General features: G+C 72.7%; 18 protein-coding genes and 1 tRNA gene. 12 read left to right on the plus strand and 7 right to left on the minus strand.

Annotated features, from left to right (window positions below):
- The first annotated feature begins 25 nt into the window (after window positions 1-25).
- The 3 genes from ACGFIM_RS11865 (at window position 26) to ACGFIM_RS11875 (ending at window position 1,949) form a co-directional block, all read left to right on the plus strand.
- Window positions 26-571, plus strand: a complete 546-nt coding sequence (locus tag ACGFIM_RS11865) for a hypothetical protein (protein ID WP_393198564.1) — start codon at window positions 26-28, stop codon at window positions 569-571.
- Window positions 572-805: 234 nt separating this feature from the next.
- Window positions 806-1,198 carry a hypothetical protein gene (locus tag ACGFIM_RS11870; RefSeq protein WP_393198567.1) on the plus strand — a complete coding sequence of 131 codons (393 nt, stop codon included), beginning with the start codon at window positions 806-808 and terminating at the stop codon, window positions 1,196-1,198.
- Window positions 1,199-1,277: 79 nt separating this feature from the next.
- Window positions 1,278-1,949, plus strand: a complete 672-nt coding sequence (locus ACGFIM_RS11875; protein WP_393198570.1) for a DUF6766 family protein — start codon at window positions 1,278-1,280, stop codon at window positions 1,947-1,949.
- Here the strand turns inward: ACGFIM_RS11875 and ACGFIM_RS11880 are convergent.
- On the minus strand, window positions 1,874-2,722 hold the full coding sequence (locus ACGFIM_RS11880; RefSeq protein ID WP_393198573.1) for a 1-aminocyclopropane-1-carboxylate deaminase/D-cysteine desulfhydrase: 849 nt from the start codon (window positions 2,720-2,722) through the stop codon (window positions 1,874-1,876). The two genes, ACGFIM_RS11875 and ACGFIM_RS11880, sit on opposite strands and share 76 nt — an antisense overlap.
- 43 nt (window positions 2,723-2,765) lie before the next feature.
- On the opposite strand from ACGFIM_RS11880, the gene galK reads away from it, so the two are divergent.
- Window positions 2,766-3,881, plus strand: coding sequence for a galactokinase (galK, locus tag ACGFIM_RS11885; protein WP_393198576.1), 1,116 nt, complete (start codon window positions 2,766-2,768; stop codon window positions 3,879-3,881).
- Window positions 3,882-4,025: 144 nt separating this feature from the next.
- On the opposite strand, the gene ACGFIM_RS11890 is transcribed toward galK, so the two are convergent.
- The 3 genes from ACGFIM_RS11890 to ACGFIM_RS11900 all read right to left on the minus strand — a co-directional run bounded on the left by ACGFIM_RS11890 (window position 4,026) and on the right by ACGFIM_RS11900 (window position 6,951).
- Complete coding sequence (locus tag ACGFIM_RS11890; protein WP_393198579.1) at window positions 4,026-4,709, minus strand: enoyl-CoA hydratase-related protein; 684 nt, start codon at window positions 4,707-4,709, stop codon at window positions 4,026-4,028.
- Between the two features lie 195 nt (window positions 4,710-4,904).
- Window positions 4,905-6,053, minus strand: a complete 1,149-nt coding sequence (locus tag ACGFIM_RS11895) for a nitric oxide synthase oxygenase (RefSeq protein WP_393198582.1) — start codon at window positions 6,051-6,053, stop codon at window positions 4,905-4,907.
- 823 nt (window positions 6,054-6,876) lie between these two features.
- A tRNA-Asn gene (locus ACGFIM_RS11900) sits at window positions 6,877-6,951 on the minus strand.
- A 127-nt stretch (window positions 6,952-7,078) separates the two neighbouring features.
- On the opposite strand from ACGFIM_RS11900, the gene ACGFIM_RS11905 reads away from it, so the two are divergent.
- Complete coding sequence (locus ACGFIM_RS11905; protein ID WP_393198585.1) at window positions 7,079-7,393, plus strand: YtxH domain-containing protein; 315 nt, start codon at window positions 7,079-7,081, stop codon at window positions 7,391-7,393.
- 163 nt (window positions 7,394-7,556) lie between these two features.
- Here ACGFIM_RS11905 and ACGFIM_RS11910 read toward each other — a convergent pair whose 3' ends face one another.
- The 3 genes from ACGFIM_RS11910 to ACGFIM_RS11920 are packed head-to-tail and all read right to left on the minus strand — an operon-like array spanning window position 7,557 to window position 9,492.
- Entirely contained in the window at window positions 7,557-8,030 is a 474-nt protein-coding gene (locus ACGFIM_RS11910) for a hypothetical protein (RefSeq protein ID WP_393198588.1), read from the minus strand.
- On the minus strand, window positions 8,027-9,301 hold the full coding sequence (locus ACGFIM_RS11915; RefSeq protein WP_393198591.1) for an amylo-alpha-1,6-glucosidase: 1,275 nt from the start codon (window positions 9,299-9,301) through the stop codon (window positions 8,027-8,029). The genes ACGFIM_RS11910 and ACGFIM_RS11915 overlap by 4 nt, the downstream gene beginning before the upstream one ends.
- Before the next feature lie 32 nt (window positions 9,302-9,333).
- Complete coding sequence (locus tag ACGFIM_RS11920; protein WP_393198594.1) at window positions 9,334-9,492, minus strand: hypothetical protein; 159 nt, start codon at window positions 9,490-9,492, stop codon at window positions 9,334-9,336.
- 176 nt (window positions 9,493-9,668) lie between these two features.
- Between ACGFIM_RS11920 and ACGFIM_RS11925 the strand changes: the two genes are divergently transcribed.
- The 7 genes from ACGFIM_RS11925 (at window position 9,669) to ACGFIM_RS11955 (ending at window position 18,067) form a co-directional block, all read left to right on the plus strand.
- A complete protein-coding gene (locus ACGFIM_RS11925) occupies window positions 9,669-10,844 on the plus strand; it encodes a hypothetical protein (RefSeq protein WP_393198597.1) in 1,176 nt (391 codons plus the stop codon).
- 239 nt (window positions 10,845-11,083) lie between these two features.
- On the plus strand, window positions 11,084-13,081 hold the full coding sequence (locus ACGFIM_RS11930) for a tetratricopeptide repeat protein (protein ID WP_393198600.1): 1,998 nt from the start codon (window positions 11,084-11,086) through the stop codon (window positions 13,079-13,081).
- A complete protein-coding gene (locus ACGFIM_RS11935; RefSeq protein ID WP_393198603.1) occupies window positions 13,081-13,917 on the plus strand; it encodes a PP2C family serine/threonine-protein phosphatase in 837 nt (278 codons plus the stop codon). Before ACGFIM_RS11930 ends, ACGFIM_RS11935 begins: the two co-directional genes overlap by 1 nt.
- Window positions 13,910-15,196, plus strand: a complete 1,287-nt coding sequence (locus ACGFIM_RS11940) for a VWA domain-containing protein (RefSeq protein ID WP_393198606.1) — start codon at window positions 13,910-13,912, stop codon at window positions 15,194-15,196. Before ACGFIM_RS11935 ends, ACGFIM_RS11940 begins: the two co-directional genes overlap by 8 nt.
- On the plus strand, window positions 15,196-15,849 hold the full coding sequence (locus tag ACGFIM_RS11945) for an FHA domain-containing protein (protein WP_393198609.1): 654 nt from the start codon (window positions 15,196-15,198) through the stop codon (window positions 15,847-15,849). Before ACGFIM_RS11940 ends, ACGFIM_RS11945 begins: the two co-directional genes overlap by 1 nt.
- Complete coding sequence (locus ACGFIM_RS11950; RefSeq protein ID WP_393198612.1) at window positions 15,846-17,267, plus strand: hypothetical protein; 1,422 nt, start codon at window positions 15,846-15,848, stop codon at window positions 17,265-17,267. The genes ACGFIM_RS11945 and ACGFIM_RS11950 overlap by 4 nt, the downstream gene beginning before the upstream one ends.
- Window positions 17,264-18,067 (plus strand): transporter substrate-binding domain-containing protein, encoded by an 804-nt coding sequence (locus ACGFIM_RS11955; RefSeq protein WP_393198615.1) that lies wholly within the window; start codon window positions 17,264-17,266, stop codon window positions 18,065-18,067. Before ACGFIM_RS11950 ends, ACGFIM_RS11955 begins: the two co-directional genes overlap by 4 nt.
- Window positions 18,068-18,110: the final 43 nt, after the last annotated feature.

Below are 18,110 nucleotides of genomic sequence, written 5' to 3' on the forward strand. Positions count from 1 at the left end.
CGGAAGGCGCCGTAGCGTAGAGCGCATGGGCAGAGCGTTCTGGATCGACCACGAGTTCGACAGGGACCGTGATGGGCGCTATGCCGTGCACGTGCGCAAGAACCTCGACGAGTTCGAGTGGGGCGACATCGCGCCCGTACGTTTCGCCTGCACCGCGTGGCGGCTGGCCACGCCGCCCTCGCTCGACCCCGGCTTCGTCCGCTGGGACCGCCACGTCCTCGAGGCCACCTGCCACCGCAACACCTGGGACGGCAGCCTGTACGCCCGGGTGCGCATCGTCTCCCCGCTGCCCGAGGAGCTGCGCCGCGACCGCACCTGGTGGCGCGACCGCGGCTGGACCGGCTGGCAGGAGACCTTCGGCCAGTACGTCGAGCCCACCCAGCAGGACCTCGCCCATCTGCCGTTCCTGCGCGCGTCCCTGCTGGTGGAGGCGCCGCTGCCGCTCGGCGACCTGCCGCCGGAGCCGGAGGGCCCGCACGAGGAGGTCGAGCAGAGCGCCCACCGCGCGGTGACCGTGCTGGCCCGCGAGCTCGACGCCCTCGTCTCCCCGGTCCTCGCCCAGCTCGGCTGACCCCCACCTCCCCAACACCCGCCCAGCTCGGCTGACCCCGTCTCCCCGCTCCTCACCCAGCCCCGCCGGCCCTCGCCTCCCCCGGTGCTCACCGATCCGGCCGGCCCTCGCCTCCCTGGTGCTCATCCAGTCCGGCCGGTGGGGACATGCGACCCCCGCCCTTATGAGTGCGGGCCGTGCCCGGGTCCCGGCAGGGCGCGCATGCGCGATCCCGCACCGGGTAGCGGCAGGCGCATGAGACCGGTGATCGCCGTACCGGCCCTGGCCCTTGCTCTGGGCGCCGGGGCGGCGGGCTGCGCGGTGGACACGGCCGCGCCGGCCCGCGCCGCGCAGCGCTTTCACGCCGCGCTCTCCGCCCACCGCGAGGAGGCCGCGTGCGCGCTGCTCGCCCGCAGGACCGCGGAACGGCTCCCCGACCGGGGCCAGAGCTGCGCCGACGCGCTGCGCGAGCTGCGGCTCGGCCCCGGCGGCGCGGTCGCCGAGGTGAGCGTGTGGGGTGACGAGGCGCTGGTACGGCTGCGCGGCGACACGCTCTTCCTGCACCGCTACGCCGACGGCTGGCGGGTCAGGGCGGCGGGCTGCACACCGGCCGGCGACCTGCCCTACGACTGCGAGGTGGACGACTGATGCGGACGGTGTTCACGGTGACCCTGCTGCTGATCGCGGCCGGGCTGGTCTGGTTCTTCGTCCTGGGGTGGTCGCGGCTGTGAGGTGGGTCAAGGAGAACTCGCTGGCGCTGACGTTCCTCGTGCTGTTCCTGCTCGCGGTGGCCGGGCAGGCGGTGGCGGGCCTGTTCCACTACAACGACGAACAGGCGGCCCAGGGCGGGGAGCCGGTCTCGCTGTGGTCGTACGTGGCCTCCTCGTCCTACGCCGTGAACGTCGCGGAGAACTGGCAGTCGGAGTACCTGCAGTTCTTCCTGTTCATCATGCTGACGGTCTGGCTGGTGCAGAAGGGCTCGCCGGAGTCGAAGGAGCCGGGCGGGACGGGCCGGGAGTCCGACGAGGAGCAGCGCGTCGGCCGCCACGCAGGCCCTGACTCACCGCGGTGGGCCAGGGCGACGGGGGTGCGGCTGTGGCTGTTCGGCAACTCGCTCGGGCTGGTGATGGGGCTGATCTTCGTGCTGTCGTGGCTGGCGCAGTCGGTGGCGGGGCACGTGGCCTACAACGCGCAGCGGCTCAGCAATCTGCGCGATCCGGTCACATGGGGCTCGTACGTCACCTCGGGCGAGTTCTGGGACCGCAGCCTGCAGAACTGGCAGTCGGAGCTGCTCGCCGTGCTGTCGATGGTGGTGCTGTCGATCTATCTGCGCCAGCGGGGCTCGCCGGAGTCGAAGCCGGTGGGCGCGCCGCACGCCTCGACCGGCGTGGAGGGCTGACCGGTGATCACCGCGACGATGCGGGTGCCGGGCGCGAAGGCTCCCTGGCGGGCCAGGTCGACGATGCCGAGCATCATCTTGGCCACGTAGATCCGCTCGAAGCCGTGGCGGGCGGCGAACGCCTCCAGCTCGGGCGTCGTCCGGGCGTAGCCGCCGAAGTGGTGATCGAGATCGATCGACCAGTTGCGCCACGTGCGGCCGTACGCCTCGCGCTGCAGCCTGGCCACCTCGTCGTTGAGGAACGCGGCTCCCTTGAGCACCGCGAACCCCAGCGCCCGCTTGCCCTCGGGCAGTCCCGCCGAGATGCCCGCCAGCGTGCCGCCGGTGCCGACCGGGCAGCAGATGACGTCGTAGTCGTCCTCGATCTCCCCGGGCAGCTCCGCGCAGCCGCGCACGGCCGCCGCGTTGCTGCCGCCCTCGGGCAGGATCGTCACGTCCTCGCCCCATTCGGCACGCAGCCGCGCCAGCACCTCCTCGGTGTGCTTGCGCCGGTAGGTCGCCCGGTCGAGGTAGGTGAGCCTCATGCCGCAGGCGGCGGCATGGGCCAGCACGGGGTTGAGCGGCAGGTGCTCCTCTCCCCTGATGACGCCGATCGTCTCGATGCCGTGGCGCGCCCCCGCCTCGGCGACGGCCCTGATGAGGTTGGAGTACGCGCCGCCGAACGTCAGCAGCCGCGCATGCCCGAGGTTGTACTTCAGTTTGCGCGGCTTGTTGTCGTCGTGGCGCAGGAAGACCCGGACCTGGTCGAGCGCTGGATCCAGGAACTCCTCCATGGCGCTAGTCTACGGACGGGTCCTTGTTGAGGAGTGTTGGAATATGCGCGTTGTTGAAGCTTTTCGTGCCGCCTTCGGCGCGGCCCCTCAGACCGTCTGGCGCGCGCCCGGCCGCGTCAACCTGATCGGCGAGCACACCGACTACAACGACGGCTTCGTGCTCCCGTTCGCGGTGCCGTGGGGCGTCACGGCGGCGCTCACCCCGCGCGCCGACGGCAGGATCCGCCTGCTGTCGCTCCAGTCCGCCGGCGGCGAGCCGGTCGTCATGGAGACCCGCGAAGAGTCACGCGGCTGGACCCGCTACGTCGTCGGCGTCCTCGCCATGCTCGGCGACCGCGTCGCGGGCGCCGACATCGCCATCGACGGCGACGTGCCGCAGGGCGCGGGCCTGAGCTCCAGCGCCGCCCTGGAGGTGGCCGTCGCCTCCGCGCTCAACGACGTGCACGACCTCGGCATGACGCCCATGGAGCTGGCGCTGCTCAGCCAGAAGGCGGAGAACGACTTCGTCGGCATGCCCTGCGGCATCATGGACCAGGCCGCCTCGGCCCTGTGCGAGGAGGGGCACGCGCTGTTCCTCGACTGCCGTTCGCTCGGCACCCGCTCCATCCCGCTCGACCTCGCCGCGCACGGCCTGAGCATCCTCATCATCGACACGCAGGTGCACCACGAGCTCGCCGACGGCGAGTACGCCAAGCGCCGCGCCGAGTGCGAGTCGGCGGCGCGCAAGCTCGGCGTGACCGCGCTGCGCGACGTCACCGACCTGGCCGCCGCGCTGGAGCGGCTCCAGGGCGACGAGCGCAAGCGCACCGAGCACGTCGTCACCGAGAACCACCGCGTCGAGGCGCTGGTCGGCCTGCTGCGCGCGGGCGCCGTCACGGAGATCGGCGCGCTGCTCAACGCCTCCCACCTGTCGCTCAGGGACAAGTACGAGGTGTCGGCGCCCGAGCTGGACGTCGCCGTCGAGGCGGCGCTGAAGGGCGGCGCGCGCGGCGCGCGGATGACCGGCGGCGGCTTCGGCGGCTCGGCCATCGCGCTGGTGCCGGTGGAGCGGCTGGAGAGCGTGCAGGAGTCGGTGTCGGCCGCCTACGCCGAGCGCGGCTTCAAGGCGCCGCGCTTCCTGCCCGCCACCCCGGCGCGGGGCGCTCACCGCATCGCCTGACGTCTTCTCACCCGGGCCTTGTCACCGGCCGTCCGTCCCTGACCGTCCAGGAGAGGCGGCCCCGATGAGACGGCCCCGACGAAACGGTCCCGAAGGACGGCCCGAAAGGACGGCCCGAAAGGACGGCTCTGAAGAGACGGCTCCTCACAGCGGCGGGAAGTTCGGGGGGCGGCGCTCCAGGAAGCTCGCGACGCCCTCCGCGAAGTCCGGCCGCTCGAACGAGGCCACCATCTCGTGCGCGGCCGTCTTGGCCGACTCCTCCAGCGTGGCATCCCAGTCGTGCCACACCTGCCGCTTGATCACCGCCATCGACGCCGGGGAGCTGTGCACCGCCAGCTCCCTCGCGTACGCGAGGACCTCGTCCAGCAGCGTCTCCCCCGGCACCGCCCGGTTGGCCAGCCCCAGCTCGTACGCCTCCCTGCCGGTGAAGACCCGCCCCGACAGCAGGATGTCCATGGCCCGCTGCTGGCCCATCACGCGGGGCAGCACCCACGCCAGCCCGTACTCGGCGATCAGCCCGCGGCGCGCGAACGCGGTCGTCCACTTGGCCTCCTCGGCGGTGAAGACCAGGTCGCAGACGAGCGCGTGCACCATCCCGAGCCCCGCGCAGGCCCCGTTGACGGCCGCGATGATCGGTTTGCGGATCGTCGTGGGGAACGTGTTGGGGCGCGGGTCGGGCGCCTCGTCGTACGCGCCGCTTCGGATCGCGCTCAGCGTCTTGAAGTCGGCGCCGGAGCAGAACCCCTTGCCCGCGCCGGTGACCACCACCACCCGGACGCCCGGGTCGGACTCGGCCTCGGCCAGCAGGTCGAAGTAGCGCCGGCCCATCGCGTTCGTTCACGCGTTCAGCGTCTCCGGCCGGTTGAAGGTGAGGGTGAGCACGCCCTGGTCGTCGAGCGAGGAGAGCACGAGTTCCGCCATGCCCCCAACAGAATCATGTTCTAGCACGGGAAGGCAAGGACACGGCCCGCGGGCGGCGTCGAGCCTCCGGCGCGGGCCGCCTCACGGGCGTCCTGGCGGCGGTCAGTCGTGGTGGACGAAGGCAGGGGTCAGGACGCGGGTGTCGTAATAGCGGTGGAAGACCGGGGTGGCGCTGCCGGACATCGGCGGCACGATCCACGACCAGTCCGCCGGGCAGACCCGGCCCGCCCTCTCCTCGCGTTCCAGATGGGTGAGGAAGCGGCGCGACTCGGTGTGATGGTCGGTCATCGTCACCCCGGCCTGCTCGAACGAGTGCAGCACCGCCACGTTCAGCTCCACCATGGCGTGGTCGCGCCACAGGGAACGCTCGGTCGAGGTGTCCAGGCCGAGCCGCTCGGCCACCACGGGCAGCAGGTTGTACCTGGCCTCGTCGCCCAGGTTGCGTGCGCCGATCTCGGTGCCCATGTACCACCCGTTGAACGGCGCGCACGGGTAGCACAGGCCGCCGATCTCCAGGCACATGTTCGAGATCGCCGGCACGGCGTGCCAGCGCAGCCCCAGCTCCGCGAACCACGGGTACTCGGGATGCGTCAGCGGCACCTCCAGCACGGCGTCGCCCGGCAGGGTGCACAGCAGCGGGCGGCCGCGGCCCGGGTGGATGATCAGCGGCAGCACGTCGAACATGCCGCCCCCGCCCCGCCAGCCGAGCGCCTGCGCGGCCTCGGTGAGCGCCACGTTCGCCGGGTCGCCCACGACGCCGCCGGGGGTGCGGTAGCCGGCGTACCGGATGAGCTGGTCGTTGAGGATCCTCGGGGCGCGCATCACGGGCGTGTCGGGCGGCAGCACGGTGATCGTCGGCCTGATCTTGCCCCGCGCCGCGCCCTTCCCAGAGCCCATGGCGGCGCGCAGGTGCGCCACGCACTCCAACGCCACACCCTCGGCCGTGTGCACGTCGCGGCGATCGCGGACCTTGAGCGAGCGCCAGTACAGCCGGCCGATGCAGCGGTTGCTGTTGCGCCAGGCCACCCGGGCGCCGAATTCGAGCTCCTCGTACGTGTGCGTATAGGTCCCGTAGCGGGCCACGTCTCTGGCCACGTCACGGAGCCTTGCCTGCAGGCCGCCGGCCGAGGGGTTCTCGGCGTGGAAGAGCCTGATGAAGCGCTCCGCCTCGCGGAGGTCGATGGTGCGCCCGTTCACCGTCCTGGAGACGGGCGCGTCGAAGGGACGTAGGGACCTGATCCAGGTAGTCACGCGGCAACCAGCACTTCTCGGTCATCGGATCGCCCCGCCGATTCCGGGTCGGCGACACGTTCCTGCCGGAGGCGCCCTCTCCCCGCCTCCACGACTTCTGCCCGCGGCTCCGGCCGATGACGGCCGGCTCCGCCATCCTGCCGCCCCGGCCCGTGCCTTGTCCCGCGAATCACGAAATCGCGTCACCATCGCACTACATAACGTGAAAATCAGGACGCGTCGAACTCCGCCGATCCCCGCCGGCCGCCCGCACTCCTTGGTGTGACACAGATCACCGTGCGAATCGCCCGGGAACCCGCCTGGCACGAGCCGCACTCCGCCGGAATCCGTCTGGCGCGAGCTCCGAACCCGCCGGAAGGCACGCCGAAACCGGGTTCACCGCCCTCCCGGAAGCCGCCCGATGGCCGCCGATTGTGAGGCGAATCACTCTCCCGGGACGGGCTTCCGGGCGGATCGCTCCCCCCGATGCGCGGGGCCGGTCCGCCCGCGACCGCCTCCCGATGGGCGCCGGCGCCGCCCGGCGTGATGAAGATCACTTCTCCTGAAGGGGCGCGGCCGCACCGATTCGCGGTGCGGCGGCCGTGGCCGTGGCCGGGTGATGCCCTGCACCGGCAGGCGCGCCGGCCTGCCCGAAGACGGAAACTCCGGCCCAGGGCGAGCGCGGACGCGGCCGGGTTCGCCTCGATACGGAGGGCGTCCCGCGCCGGCGGGCACTCTGGCCCGCTCGGAGGCCGAAAGATCACCGACCGCGACGGCGGGACCCCGGAAACGACCCAAGAAACGACTCAGGCCCCTTCACCCGTAGGTGAGAGGGCCTTTGTGGTGGCTCCCGCGATTGGACTCGAACCAATAACCTGCCGGTTAACAGCCGGCTGCTCTGCCGTTGAGCTACGCGGGATCGAACCGTTTGCCCACTTCGTCGGGGCTTTTCCGGCCCCTCCGCGGTGCGCACGAATAGATTAGCGCACTCTCGGAGTGCGTGTCGCATCGTGAGCGGGGTAGGCCCGAGACAGCGGAGGTGCAACATGCGTTATCGGATGACATTCGCTGCCGGTCTGGCGATCGGCTACGTGCTCGGCAGCCGCGCCGGCCGCGAGCGGTACGAGCAGATCAAGCAGGCGGCGCAGCGCGTCGCCGACAACCCCCGGGTGCAGGAGGTCGCCGGCATCGTCGGCGCGCAGGCGTCGAAGGCCGTGGGGAAGGCCAGGACGAAGATGGGCGATCAGCTGCAGCGGCGGATCCCGTTCCTCGGCTCGCGCGAGCACCAGCCCGACACGGGCACCGGCTGGCCGGATGAGGAGAACGTCGACAAGACCCGCGAGAGCGGCATCCCGTACTGACCGGTTCCCGGATCGGGACGAGGGCATGGGCGTGAGCGGGCGTACACCCCCGCACGCCTGAGCCCGCCCCGCCCATGCCTCGGAGATTCGAAGGCCCGAGCCAGGCCGGGGCCGTTGAGCCCCAGAGGCCCCGCAGGCCGCCTGAGGCCCTGAACCGCAGCCGTCAGACGCCCATGCTCCGCCGCAGGCCCTCCAGCGCCTGCTCGGCCTGCGCGCGCAGGCCGGGGTCGTCGGGGTCGAGCCCGTCGTCGAAGACGAGCGTCCAGCCGAGCACCTCGCCACCGGGCGGACGCCGCGCCACCAGCCGCACCCCGCCCCTGCCCGGCAGGCTGACGTGCTTGTTGACCACGATCGTGGAGTTGACCCGCTCACGGACGGTCTCCGGCAGCAGCCGCGGGTCGGCGATGAGCTCGTGGTACCGCGCGCCGCCGGTGGTGGTCAGGTGGATGCCGGTCTCGTCCCACGACGCCCGGTCGATCTCCTCGTACGGCACCCGCGTCCCGTCGGAGAGGTGGAGCGCGAGGTTGGTGGCCACCACGTGGCCGTCGGCGGACGCGGCGAAGGTCAGCACCCGCTCTCCGCGCTCCGTCTTCAGCGAGGTGCGCACGTCGGCGGGCAACCGGCGGAAAAGACTCATTGCTCCACGTTATCCGCGAGCAGGTCGAGGGCGAGCGCCGCGCTCCAGGAGAAGTCGCGGCAGCCGCGCCCGCTGCCGTCGAACGGGTCGAAGCACTCGCGGAACCCGGCCTGCCGGACCAGGCGCAGGGTGCCGCCGGCGAGCTGGCGGCCGAGGTGGTCGAGCGAGTGCACGGCGGCGGCCCTGCGCAGCAGCCAGTTGGTGTTCACCCAGGAGGGGCCCCGCCAGTAGCGGGTGCGGTCGAACTGGGCGGCGCGGATCTCGCAGCTCGGCACCGGGTAGCCGGACGCCCCCATGAACCTGGCCGACTCCAGCAGCTCGACGGCCGCCTGGAGGTGTCCCGCGGGCAGCTCGGGGTCGAGCAGCGGGCCGAACGAGCCGACCGTGCACACCTTGATGAGCCGGTCGGCACGCAGGTCCCTGGCGTAGAAGCAGCCGTCCCAGAGGCGGTCGAGCAGCCCCTGCCTGATGCGCTCGGCCCGCTCCGCATGGGGTGCGGGGTCGGCGCCGGCGAGCGGCGCAAGCTCGGCCATGGCCTGGCAGGAGGCCAGCCAGATGCCGTTGAACATCGGGTCCTCGACCGCGAACGGGTGCTCGTCGCGCAGGTACTCCGGGCTGTAGCCGGCGTCGCGGTAGCGCATGGCGAGCCAGACGTAGCGGTCGTGGTCGCCGCCGGGGTGGCGCTCCTCCAGCTCGACGGCGCGGTTGCCGTAGCGGGGTGCGGGGACGGCGGCGAGCGGTTCGTCCCATGCCGGGCTGTCGTCCATGCCCGACTCCCACGGGTGCACGATGGCGGCCAGCCCCGCGCCGCCGATGTCGCGGGTGGCGGCCAGGTAGTCGTGCTGGGCGGCGAGCGCCGGGTACGTCGCACGGACGAAGGCGGCGTCGCCGGTGTGGCGGTACAGCCACCACAGCGCGAGGCCGTGCAGGGGCGGCGCGGTGAGTCCCGAGGTGAGCACGCCGGGCGCGGCGTCGTGCTCCTGCGAACGCCAGACGGAGGGCCCGGGGAAGTAGGCCTCGCGGGTGTGGAAGACGATGTGGGGCACCATCCCGGTCGCCCATTGCCCGCGCAGCAGGCTGAGCAGCTCGTCGCGGGCCCGGTCCGGCCGGTGCCTGGCCAGGCCGATCACGATGAACGCGGAGTCCCAGCTCCACTGGTGGGGATAGAGCCCCGGCGCGGGCACGGTGCCCGTGCCCGTCCAGTTCGCCTCGAGCACGGCCAGAGCCTCGCGCCCGAGCGCGGCATCGTCTACGGCAGGCCGCGCCTCCATCTTCCAACTATGACCGGGGATCCGGCGGGATGCTACGTCCGCTTGAGCATCTTCGACACGAACGCGACGCCGAACAGGACGAGGCCGATGACGAGCGCCCATTTGAGCAGGTCGAAGACGAATCCCACGAGGGGGCCGAGCAGGAGGAGCGCGGCGATGACGGCCGCGGCGATCAGAAGTACACGTCCCATGGCCGAAACGCTAAGAGATCGTTAAGTCGTTTGCAGGCGGCCCGGGGTTGAATCAGGGACAAGTCAGGGGCGTCCCCGAGCCAAAGGAACTAAAGCCGCTGGAGCGGCCGTTCAGCCGGTATAACGGGGTTACGGGGGGCCTCCTTACGGGGAGCGTGATGAGCCTGGGACCACCGATGAGCCGCGAAGGCGCCGATCACGCCCTGCGTACGCGCGCCGCCGAACGCGACCGCATCTCCAGCGATCTCCTCGACCTCGAGTCCCACACCACGTACCGGCTGCTGAAGGACGCGAAGCTGCGCGGCGCCACCGAGCGGCGCTGGGCCAGGGCGCGGGAGTCGCTGGCCGCGCTGTGGTCGCTGTACGACGCCTACCGCGCCGTGCTGCGGGAGGCCGAGCAGGTCAGGGCGAGCCGCACCAGGATGGGCGCAGAGCAGCTCGCCCGGCTCACCGAGCTGCTGACGGGCGAGTCGGTGGTGCTGCGCGCCGCGGCCGAACCGGTCGAGCGGCGCTCGTTACGCGGTGTCGCGGACGAGCGGCTGACGCTCGACGAGGCCGTGATCCGCATGGACGCCTTCTTCCAGGAGGTCACGGGGGCGCTCAGCGACATCGACGCGGTGTGGAACGCGCTGCTCCTTCGGCTCGACGCGGCCGCCGCCGATCTGCAGCGCATCAGGGAGCTGGCGGGCGAGCTGGGCGAGGGCGGCGACCCCGGCGCGGTGTACGCGGCCGAGGAGGCGGAGCTGGCGCGGCTGCGGTCGGCGGTCGTCGAGGACCCGCTCGGCCCGCCCGTCGAGCAGGAGCTCGACCGGGTGGCGGGCATGCTGGCCGCCGGCCGGGCCGAGCACGAGCAGGCGGTGGCGGTCAAGGCCGAGTACGCCCGGCGCAGGGAGGACCTGGTGGCCGCTCTCGATCGCGTACGCGCGGCCGAGAGCGAGGAGCGGCTGGCCTACGGCGCGGTCGTCGTCAAGATCGCCCTGCCGCCGCAGGCGCAGCCGCGCAGCAGGGTCGAGCCGCTGGCGGCGGAGCTGGCCGCGCTCGACGCCTCCGCCGGCACGTGGGTGCTGCGGGCCAAGCGGCTGGCGGCCCTGGAGGACGACGTGCGCGCCGCCGAGGAGCGGGCGCGCACCACCGCGAGCGCCCTGTACGGCCTGCTGGCGCGGCGCGACGAGCTGCGCGGGCGGCTCGGCGCCTGCCAGGCGATGGCCGTGCGCAAGGGGCTGGCGGAAGACCCGGAGACGACCGAACGGTACGAGCGGGCGCGCGCGCTGCTCTGGACCGCCCCATGCGATCTGACGCGGGCGGCCGCGGCCGTCGATGACTACCAGCGCGCAATCCACGGAGGTAAGTGATGAGCCGCTGCGCGCAGCCCGGCTGCACGGGCACGATCGAGGAGGGCTACTGCGATCTGTGCGGCATGGCCGAGAGCCCGCCTCCGATGCCCGCGGCCCCGTCACAGAGTCCATCGCAGGGCCCGTCGCAGAGTCCATCGCAGGGCCCGTCGCAGAGTCCATCGCAGAGTCCATCGCAGGGCCCGTCGCAGGGTGCGTCGTCCAGCGGCCCCGTGCCCGACCCGATGCGGACCCGGCCGGTGAGCAGGTCGGTCAGCTCGCCGGCGAGCAGCGGCAGGTCTCGGGCCGGGGTGCTGGCCACGATCGCGGACCTGCCGTCGGTGCCCTACCGCGACCCGGCGACGGCGGTGATGTCCGACCCGCAGGTGCCGGAGGAGAAGCGGTTCTGCGCGAACCCGTCCTGCGGCAAGCCGGTCGGCCGCTCCCGCGACGGGCGTCCCGGGCTGACCGACGGGTTCTGCAGGCACTGCGGCACCCAGTTCTCGTTCACACCGAAGCTGGCCAAGGGCGACCTGGTGGGCGGCCAGTACCGCGTGCTCGGCTGCCTGGCGCACGGCGGGCTCGGCTGGATCTACCTGGCCTCGGACGAGAACCTCGACGGCCGCTGGGTGGTGCTCAAGGGCCTGCTCAACACCATGGACCCCGAGGCGCTGCAGATCGCGGAGGCCGAGCGCAGGTTCCTCACCACGGTCGATCACCCCAACATCGTCAAGATCTACAACTTCGTCCGCGCCGGCGGCCACAGCTACATCGTCATGGAGTACGTCGGCGGCCAGTCCCTGCACGAGCTGCGCCGCCAGGGCCCGCTGCCGCTGCGCGAAGTCCTCATGTACGGGCGCGAGATCCTGCACGCCTTCGCCTACCTGCACGAGCAGGGCCTGGTCTACTGCGACCTCAAGCCGGCGAACGTCATCAGGGTCGGCAAGGGGCTCAAGCTCATCGACATGGGCGCGGCGCAGCCGTTCGGCTCACCGGTGGGCTCGTCGTGGGTGACGCCCGGCTACCACGCCCCCGAGCTGGAGACGCGGCCGTCGTCGGTGGCCTCCGACCTGTACACGGTGGGGCGGACGCTGGCGGTGCTCGCGGTGCCCGGCTGGAGCCCGACGTCGGGCGGCGTGCCGAATCCGCTGCCCGACGACTGCGGGCACCCGTCGTTCACCCGGCTGCTGCGGCGGGCGACCGCGCCGGATCCCGCCGACAGGTTCGACAGCGCGTGGGAGATGGAGGAGCAGCTCGTCGGCGTGCTGCGGGAGGTCTGCGCGCTCGAGGACGGCGTGCCGTACCCGGCGATGTCCTCCCTGTTCGGCCCGGAGCGCACGGCCGTGGGGACGGCGCTGTCGGAGTCGCGCGAGCGGGTGTTCGGGCCGCTCGACCCGCGGGCGGCCGCGGCGGCGCTGCCGGTGCCGCTGACGGACCCGGGCGATCCCGCGGCGGGCGCGCTGGCCGGCCTGCTCGGCAGCGAGGGCCCTGAACTGCTCGCCCAGCTCGCCGGGATGGCGCAGACGCCGGAGACGCAGCTCATGCGGGCCAGGCTGCTGGCCGAGGACGCCTCCCCCGAGGCGCCGGCCGCGCTGGACGACCTCGACCGCGAGCTGCCGGGCGACTGGCGGGTCACCTGGTATCGCGGAGTGTTCGCGCTGGCCGGCGGCCAGGCGGACATGGCGGTGGCGTGCTTCGACACGTGCCTGTCGGCGCTGCCCGGCGAGCTCGCGCCGAAGCTGGCGCTGGCCTTCGCGCTGGAGTGCGCGGGCAGGCCCGCGGCCGGCTGGTACGACGTCGTCTGGCGCACCGACCGCGCCTACGTCGGCGCGGCGTTCGGGCTGGCCAGATCGGGCCGGATGGACGTGCTCGACCAGGTGCCGCCGACGTCGGTCTACCGGGTGGCGGCGCAGGTGGCGCTGGCGGCCTCGGTCGTACGGCGGCCGGACCTGACCGGGCTCACGCCGTCCGACCTGGTGTCCGCCGTCGAGCGGGTGGCCGGGCTGAAGGGCATCGACCAGCGGCAGCGCGACCTGCTCACCGCCGAGCTGCTGAGCGGGGCGCTGGACTGGCTGGAGACGGGCCCGCCGGCGCCGCCGAAGGACCTGACGCTGGCCGACGCGCCGTTCACCGAGGAGGGGCTGCGCCGGCGGCTCGAGTCGATCTACCGCAGGCTCGCCGCGCACGCCGACTCGCGGCAGCAGCGGCATGCGTTCATCGACCTCGCCAACGCGGTGCGGCCCAGGACGTGGTGGTGATGGGCGGCAACGGGCCGGCGTGCCCGGTCTGCGGCATGTCCGTCCTGCCCGGCGACTCCTACTGCGAGGCGTGCGGGCACCCGCTGGACTCGCCCGTCTGCGCCTCGTGCGGGGCGGCGGCGGTGGACGCCGACGGCTACTGCGAGCGATGCGGGCTGCGCCAGCCGACCGGCCGCGACCACGCCGAGGTGGTCCTGCCGGGCGGCGCCGCCGCTGTGACCGACAGAGGGCTGCGGCGGGCCCGCAACGAGGACGCGGTGGCGCTGCTGGAGTCGGACGGCGCGGTGGTGGCCGTGGTGTGCGACGGCGTGGGCAGCTCGCCCCGCGCCGACGAGGCGTCCGCGGCGGCCGTCGAGACCGCGGCGGCGGCGCTCGCCAGGGGCCTGCCGGATGAGGAGGCGTTCGCGCTGGCCGGGCGGGCGGTGGCCAAGCTCGCGACCTCGCTGGACGACGCGCCCGCCTGCACGTACGTCTCGGCCGTGGTCGAGCCCGGCGGGCGCGTGCGCCTCGCGTGGGCCGGCGACACGCGGGCGTACCTGCTGCCCGGCGGCGAGCTGCTGACCGAGGACGACGTGGTGGCGACCGGCGAGATCACCGCCTGGCTCGGCGCCGACGCGGACGGCGCGGCGCCGCACGTCCGCACCCTCACCCCGCCCAGGCCGGGCCTGCTGCTGGTGTGCAGCGACGGCCTGTGGCGCTACCTGGAGGGCTACGCCTTCCCCGCGTCCGGCACCCCGGCCGAGATGGCGCGCGCGATGCTGCGCCACGCGCTCGGCTCCGGCGGCCAGGACAACGTGACCATCGTCGTGATCCCCCTAGGAGAGGCTCATGAGTGACCAGCCTGCCTTCACGCTGACCATCGACCAGAACAAGTACCTCCCTCTCGATGGCCGCGAGGTGCACGCGATCCTGACCGTCAGCGCGACGGGGGCGGCGACCGTCCAGGCGGCCTCGACGGAGGCGGCCGAGGTGATCATCGTGGACACGTCGGGCTCGATGAGCGGCAGCAAGATCCGCGAGGCCAGGATGGCGGCGACGACGGCGGTGCAGACGCTGCGCGACGGCGTGCACTTCGCGGTGATCTCGGGAACGAACCGGGCCAGGGTCGTCTATCCCGCCAATCGCGACGGCCTGGCCGTGGCGAACCCGGCGACCAGGGCCGAGGCCGAACGCGCCATCTCCAAGCTGACCGCCCACGGCGGCACCGCGATCGGCGCGTGGATCACGATGGCGGGCCACCTGCTGACCGCGCACCCCTCGGCGATCAGGCACGCGCTGCTGATGACCGACGGGCAGAACAACGAGGGCGAGGACACCTTCGCCAAGGTGCTGGCCGCCTGGAGCGGCCAGTTCGTGGTGGACAGCCTGGGCGTCGGCGACGACTGGGTGCCGGCCGAGCTGCGCAAGGTGGCCGAGGCGATGCTGGGCACGTTCGACTTCGTCCGCAACCAAGGCGACCTGCCGGAGTACTTCCGCAGACTGACCCAGGCGTCGATGAGCAAGACCGTGGCCGAGCTGTCGCTGCGGGTGTGGACGCCGCAGGCGGCGCGGCTGAAGTTCGTCAAACAGGTCTCGCCCACCCTGCTCGACCTGACCGGCAAGCGCACCGACGTCAACCCGCTGACCGGCGACTATCCGACCGGCTCGTGGGGCCAGGAGGAGCGCGAGTACCACATCTGCGTCGAGGTGCCGCAGGGCCGGATCGGCCAGGAGATCAGGGCGGGCTGGGTCAAGCTCGTACGCCCCGACACCCAGGAGGTCCTGGCCAGCGGCAATGTGCTGGCGCAGTGGACCGACGACCTGGCGGCATCCACCCGGATCAACCGCAAGGTCGCCCACTACACCGGCCAGGCCGAGCTGCACGACCTGATCCAGGAGGGGTTGACCGCCCGCGCGATGGGCGACGCCGACACCGCCACCGCGCGCCTGGCCAAGGCGCACCGGCTGGCCGAGGAGTCCGGCCGCGAGGACACCGCGCGGCTGCTGGAGAAGGTGGTGGAGGTCGATCCGGCCACAGGCACCGCACGGCTGCGGCGCCACGTGGACAAGGCCGACGAGATCGAGCTGGACACCGGGTCGGTGCGCACCAGCCGGCTGCGGAAGGAAGGAAGCTGATGGCGACCTGCCCGCTGGGACACGCGTCGGGGGCCGACGACTACTGCGACGTCTGCGGCATCCAGATGCCCCCGCCGGCCCGCCCAGTGTCCCGGCCCCAGCCCCACGCCCAGGCTCCTCAGCCTGAGGCGCAGGCGCAGCCGGCGGAGAGCTGCCCGATCTGCCAGACGCCCAGGGCCGGGCAGTTCTGCGAGGTGTGCGGCCACGACTTCACCGGCGCCACGCCCGCACCCGTCCGCGTGACCGGGGTGCGCTGGGAGGCGGTCGCCGCCGCCGACCGGGCGTACTTCGACAAGGTCATCGCCGAGGGCGGGCCGGACGCCGCCGCGATGCAGTTCCCGCCGTACTGTCCCGAGCGCTCCTTCCCGCTGCTGGGCGAGCAGGTGCGCATCGGGCGGCGCAGCAGGGCCAGGAACATCACGCCCGAGATCGACCTGACCGGGCCGCCCGAGGACCCCGGCGTCTCGCACCTGCACGCGGTGCTGCTCGCCCAGCCCGACGGCGGGTGGCTGCTGGTGGACCCGGGCTCCGCCAACGGCACCCAGGTCAACGGGCGCACGCTGCAGACCAACGTGCCGGCGAGAGTCGGCCCCGGCGACCGCATCCACCTGGGCGCCTGGACGGTGATCACCCTCAGGGAGGGCACGCCATGACGATGGTGCAGACCCCGGCGGGCGGCGTCACCCCGGCGCCCGCCGCTTCCCCCGCCGCTCCCCCGCCTGTCTCCCCGGCCGCTTCTGCGCCCGTGCGGCGGCGCAGCGTCCCCGGCGGCATCCGCCTCATCACCGGCGTCACCGTCGTGTCGCTGGCCCTGCTGTTCGCCGCGCTCGCCGCCGGCAGCTCCAGCGCCCGCGAGGGCCTTCGGGTCATCGGGCGCGACGCCGGCCCGCAGGTCGTCGCCACCGCCGGGCTCTACCAGGCGCTCAGCGACATGGACGCGCGGGTCGCGGACGCGCTGGTGATGGGCAAGGACTACCCGCAGCAGCGGCAGAAGGCGGTGAAGGACTACGAGAAGCGGCGGGACGAGGCGGGCGCGGCGCTGCTGAAGGCGTACGAGCTGTCGCTCGACGACGAGGCCGAGCGCACCACCGTGGAGTCCATACTCAACGCTCTCGGCCGCTACGACATGCTCGCCGGGCAGGCGCTGAAGCTCGACGAGAAGGAAGGGCACCCGGCGGGACCGCCGCCCCAGGACGTGGTGCAGACCTATCGCCAGGCCACCGACCTCATGCGGCAGGTGCTGCTGCCGCAGGCGTACAACCTGACGCTGGAGAACGGCACGATCGTCCGCGCCACCTACGACGAGAAGGCGTTCATGGTGCCGCTGTGGCGGGCCGCCGTGGTGGTGGCCGGGCTGGTCGCGCTGGGCTGCCTGATCTGGCTGCAGGTGTTCCTGGCGCGCCGCTTCCGCCGCGTGTTCGGGCCCGCCCTGGTGGTGGCGACCGTGATGACGGTCGTGGCGCTCGGCTTCGGCGTGCACGTGCTGGGACAGGAGGAGCAGGCGCTGCGCACCGCCAAGTCGACCGGGTTCGACTCGGTGCTGACGCTGGCCAAGGCGCGCGCGATCAGCAACAGCATGCAGGGCGACCAGAGCCGCGCCCTGCTGGACGAGGAGCGCGCCGATACCTACAAGCACACCTACTTCGACAAGTCGCTGTCGCTCGTCTTCTACGACGTCGGCAACCTGGACGAGTACCACGGCCGGGTGACCGCGGGCTCCAAGGATTTCCTCGGCATGCTGGGACCCGAACTGGTGGGCTCCCAGGGGGATGCGGCCTTCCGCGCGTACCAGGCGTTCCAGACCGAGGACGGCACGTTCCGCGCGCTGGTCGATGAGAAGCGGACGAACGAGGCCGTCGCCGCCAGGATCGGGCCCGTCACGAACGCGTTCACGGCCTACGACGAATCGCTGCAGGCGCTGGCACGCACGCACCAGCAGGCGCTCGCGCGGGCCACCGCGCAGGGCGAGGGCGCGCTCGGCGACCTCTGGCGGCTGCTCCCCTACGCCATCGGCGCGATCGGGCTGCTGGTGATCGCCGGGGTGTGGCCACGACTCAAGGAGTACCGATGAAGCGAGTGCTGGCGATGGCGCTGCTCCTGGCCTCGGTGGCGGTCTCGGGCTGCGCGGCCGACGGGCGGGAGTCGATCCTCGACAAGGACCGGCTGGTCATCGGGGTGCGCTCCGACCTGCCGTCGGTCGGGTACGAGCGCTCGAAGGGGAGGTTCGAGGGCTTCGACGTGGACGTGGCCGCCTACATCGCCCGGTACCTCGGGAAGGAGTTCACCTTCCGCGGCGTGCTGGCCGCCGACCGGGAGACGGTGCTCGCCGACGGGCGGGCCGACATGGTGCTGGCCACGTACACGATCGACCAGAACCGCAAGCAGCGGGTGCTGTTCGCGGGGCCGTACCACATCTCGTACCAGGACATCCTGACCAGGCCGGGCGAGCGGATCGGCGACGTGCGCGAGCTGGAGGGGCGCAGGATCTGCGAGGTGCAGGGCGCGAACGCGGCCGAACGGGTGGTGAAAGAGCGCGGGGTCAGGGCGCAGGTGGTGCCGGTGCGCGACTACGAGCAGTGCCTGGCGGCGCTCAAGAACGGCCAGGTGGACGCCGTCACCACCAACGACGTGATCCTCGCCGGGCTGGCCAAGCAGGACGGCTCGGGGCTGAGGCTGAACAACGCCCAGTTCAACGAGCAGCGCACCGGCGTGGGGCTGCCGAAGGGCGACGTGGCCGGCTGCGAGGAGGTCAACCGGGCGATCACCCTGATGTACCAGGACGGGACGGCGGCGAAGCTGCTGAAGAAGTGGTTCGAAGGGTCGCTGCCGCTGGACACCGTCGCCGTACCGCAGTTCGAGGGCTGCTCGTGACGGCGGCGACCGCGGTCTCCACGGGCCGTCCCTGACGGCGGCC

This window comes from Nonomuraea sp. NPDC049309 (assembly GCF_043196965.1).
Lineage (GTDB): Bacteria > Actinomycetota > Actinomycetes > Streptosporangiales > Streptosporangiaceae > Nonomuraea > Nonomuraea fastidiosa.

Bases quoted from the DNA above. Each gene is read 5' to 3' on its own strand.
- ACGFIM_RS11935 (WP_393198603.1), top strand. From the start codon at position 13,081: ATGGGCGGCAACGGGCCGGCGTGCCCGGTCTGCGGCATGTCCGTCCTG.
- ACGFIM_RS11920 (WP_393198594.1), bottom strand. From the start codon at position 9,492: ATGGGACGTGTACTTCTGATCGCCGCGGCCGTCATCGCCGCGCTCCTC.
- ACGFIM_RS11910 (WP_393198588.1), bottom strand. From the start codon at position 8,030: ATGAGTCTTTTCCGCCGGTTGCCCGCCGACGTGCGCACCTCGCTGAAG.
- ACGFIM_RS11865 (WP_393198564.1), top strand. From the start codon at position 26: ATGGGCAGAGCGTTCTGGATCGACCACGAGTTCGACAGGGACCGTGAT.
- ACGFIM_RS11950 (WP_393198612.1), top strand. From the start codon at position 15,846: ATGACGATGGTGCAGACCCCGGCGGGCGGCGTCACCCCGGCGCCCGCC.
- ACGFIM_RS11945 (WP_393198609.1), top strand. From the start codon at position 15,196: ATGGCGACCTGCCCGCTGGGACACGCGTCGGGGGCCGACGACTACTGC.
- ACGFIM_RS11955 (WP_393198615.1), top strand. From the start codon at position 17,264: ATGAAGCGAGTGCTGGCGATGGCGCTGCTCCTGGCCTCGGTGGCGGTC.
- ACGFIM_RS11915 (WP_393198591.1), bottom strand. From the start codon at position 9,301: ATGGAGGCGCGGCCTGCCGTAGACGATGCCGCGCTCGGGCGCGAGGCT.
- ACGFIM_RS11870 (WP_393198567.1), top strand. From the start codon at position 806: ATGAGACCGGTGATCGCCGTACCGGCCCTGGCCCTTGCTCTGGGCGCC.
- ACGFIM_RS11890 (WP_393198579.1), bottom strand. From the start codon at position 4,709: ATGGGCCGGCGCTACTTCGACCTGCTGGCCGAGGCCGAGTCCGACCCG.
- ACGFIM_RS11905 (WP_393198585.1), top strand. From the start codon at position 7,079: ATGCGTTATCGGATGACATTCGCTGCCGGTCTGGCGATCGGCTACGTG.
- galK (WP_393198576.1), top strand. From the start codon at position 2,766: ATGCGCGTTGTTGAAGCTTTTCGTGCCGCCTTCGGCGCGGCCCCTCAG.
- ACGFIM_RS11940 (WP_393198606.1), top strand. From the start codon at position 13,910: ATGAGTGACCAGCCTGCCTTCACGCTGACCATCGACCAGAACAAGTAC.
- ACGFIM_RS11880 (WP_393198573.1), bottom strand. From the start codon at position 2,722: ATGGAGGAGTTCCTGGATCCAGCGCTCGACCAGGTCCGGGTCTTCCTG.
- ACGFIM_RS11925 (WP_393198597.1), top strand. From the start codon at position 9,669: ATGAGCCGCGAAGGCGCCGATCACGCCCTGCGTACGCGCGCCGCCGAA.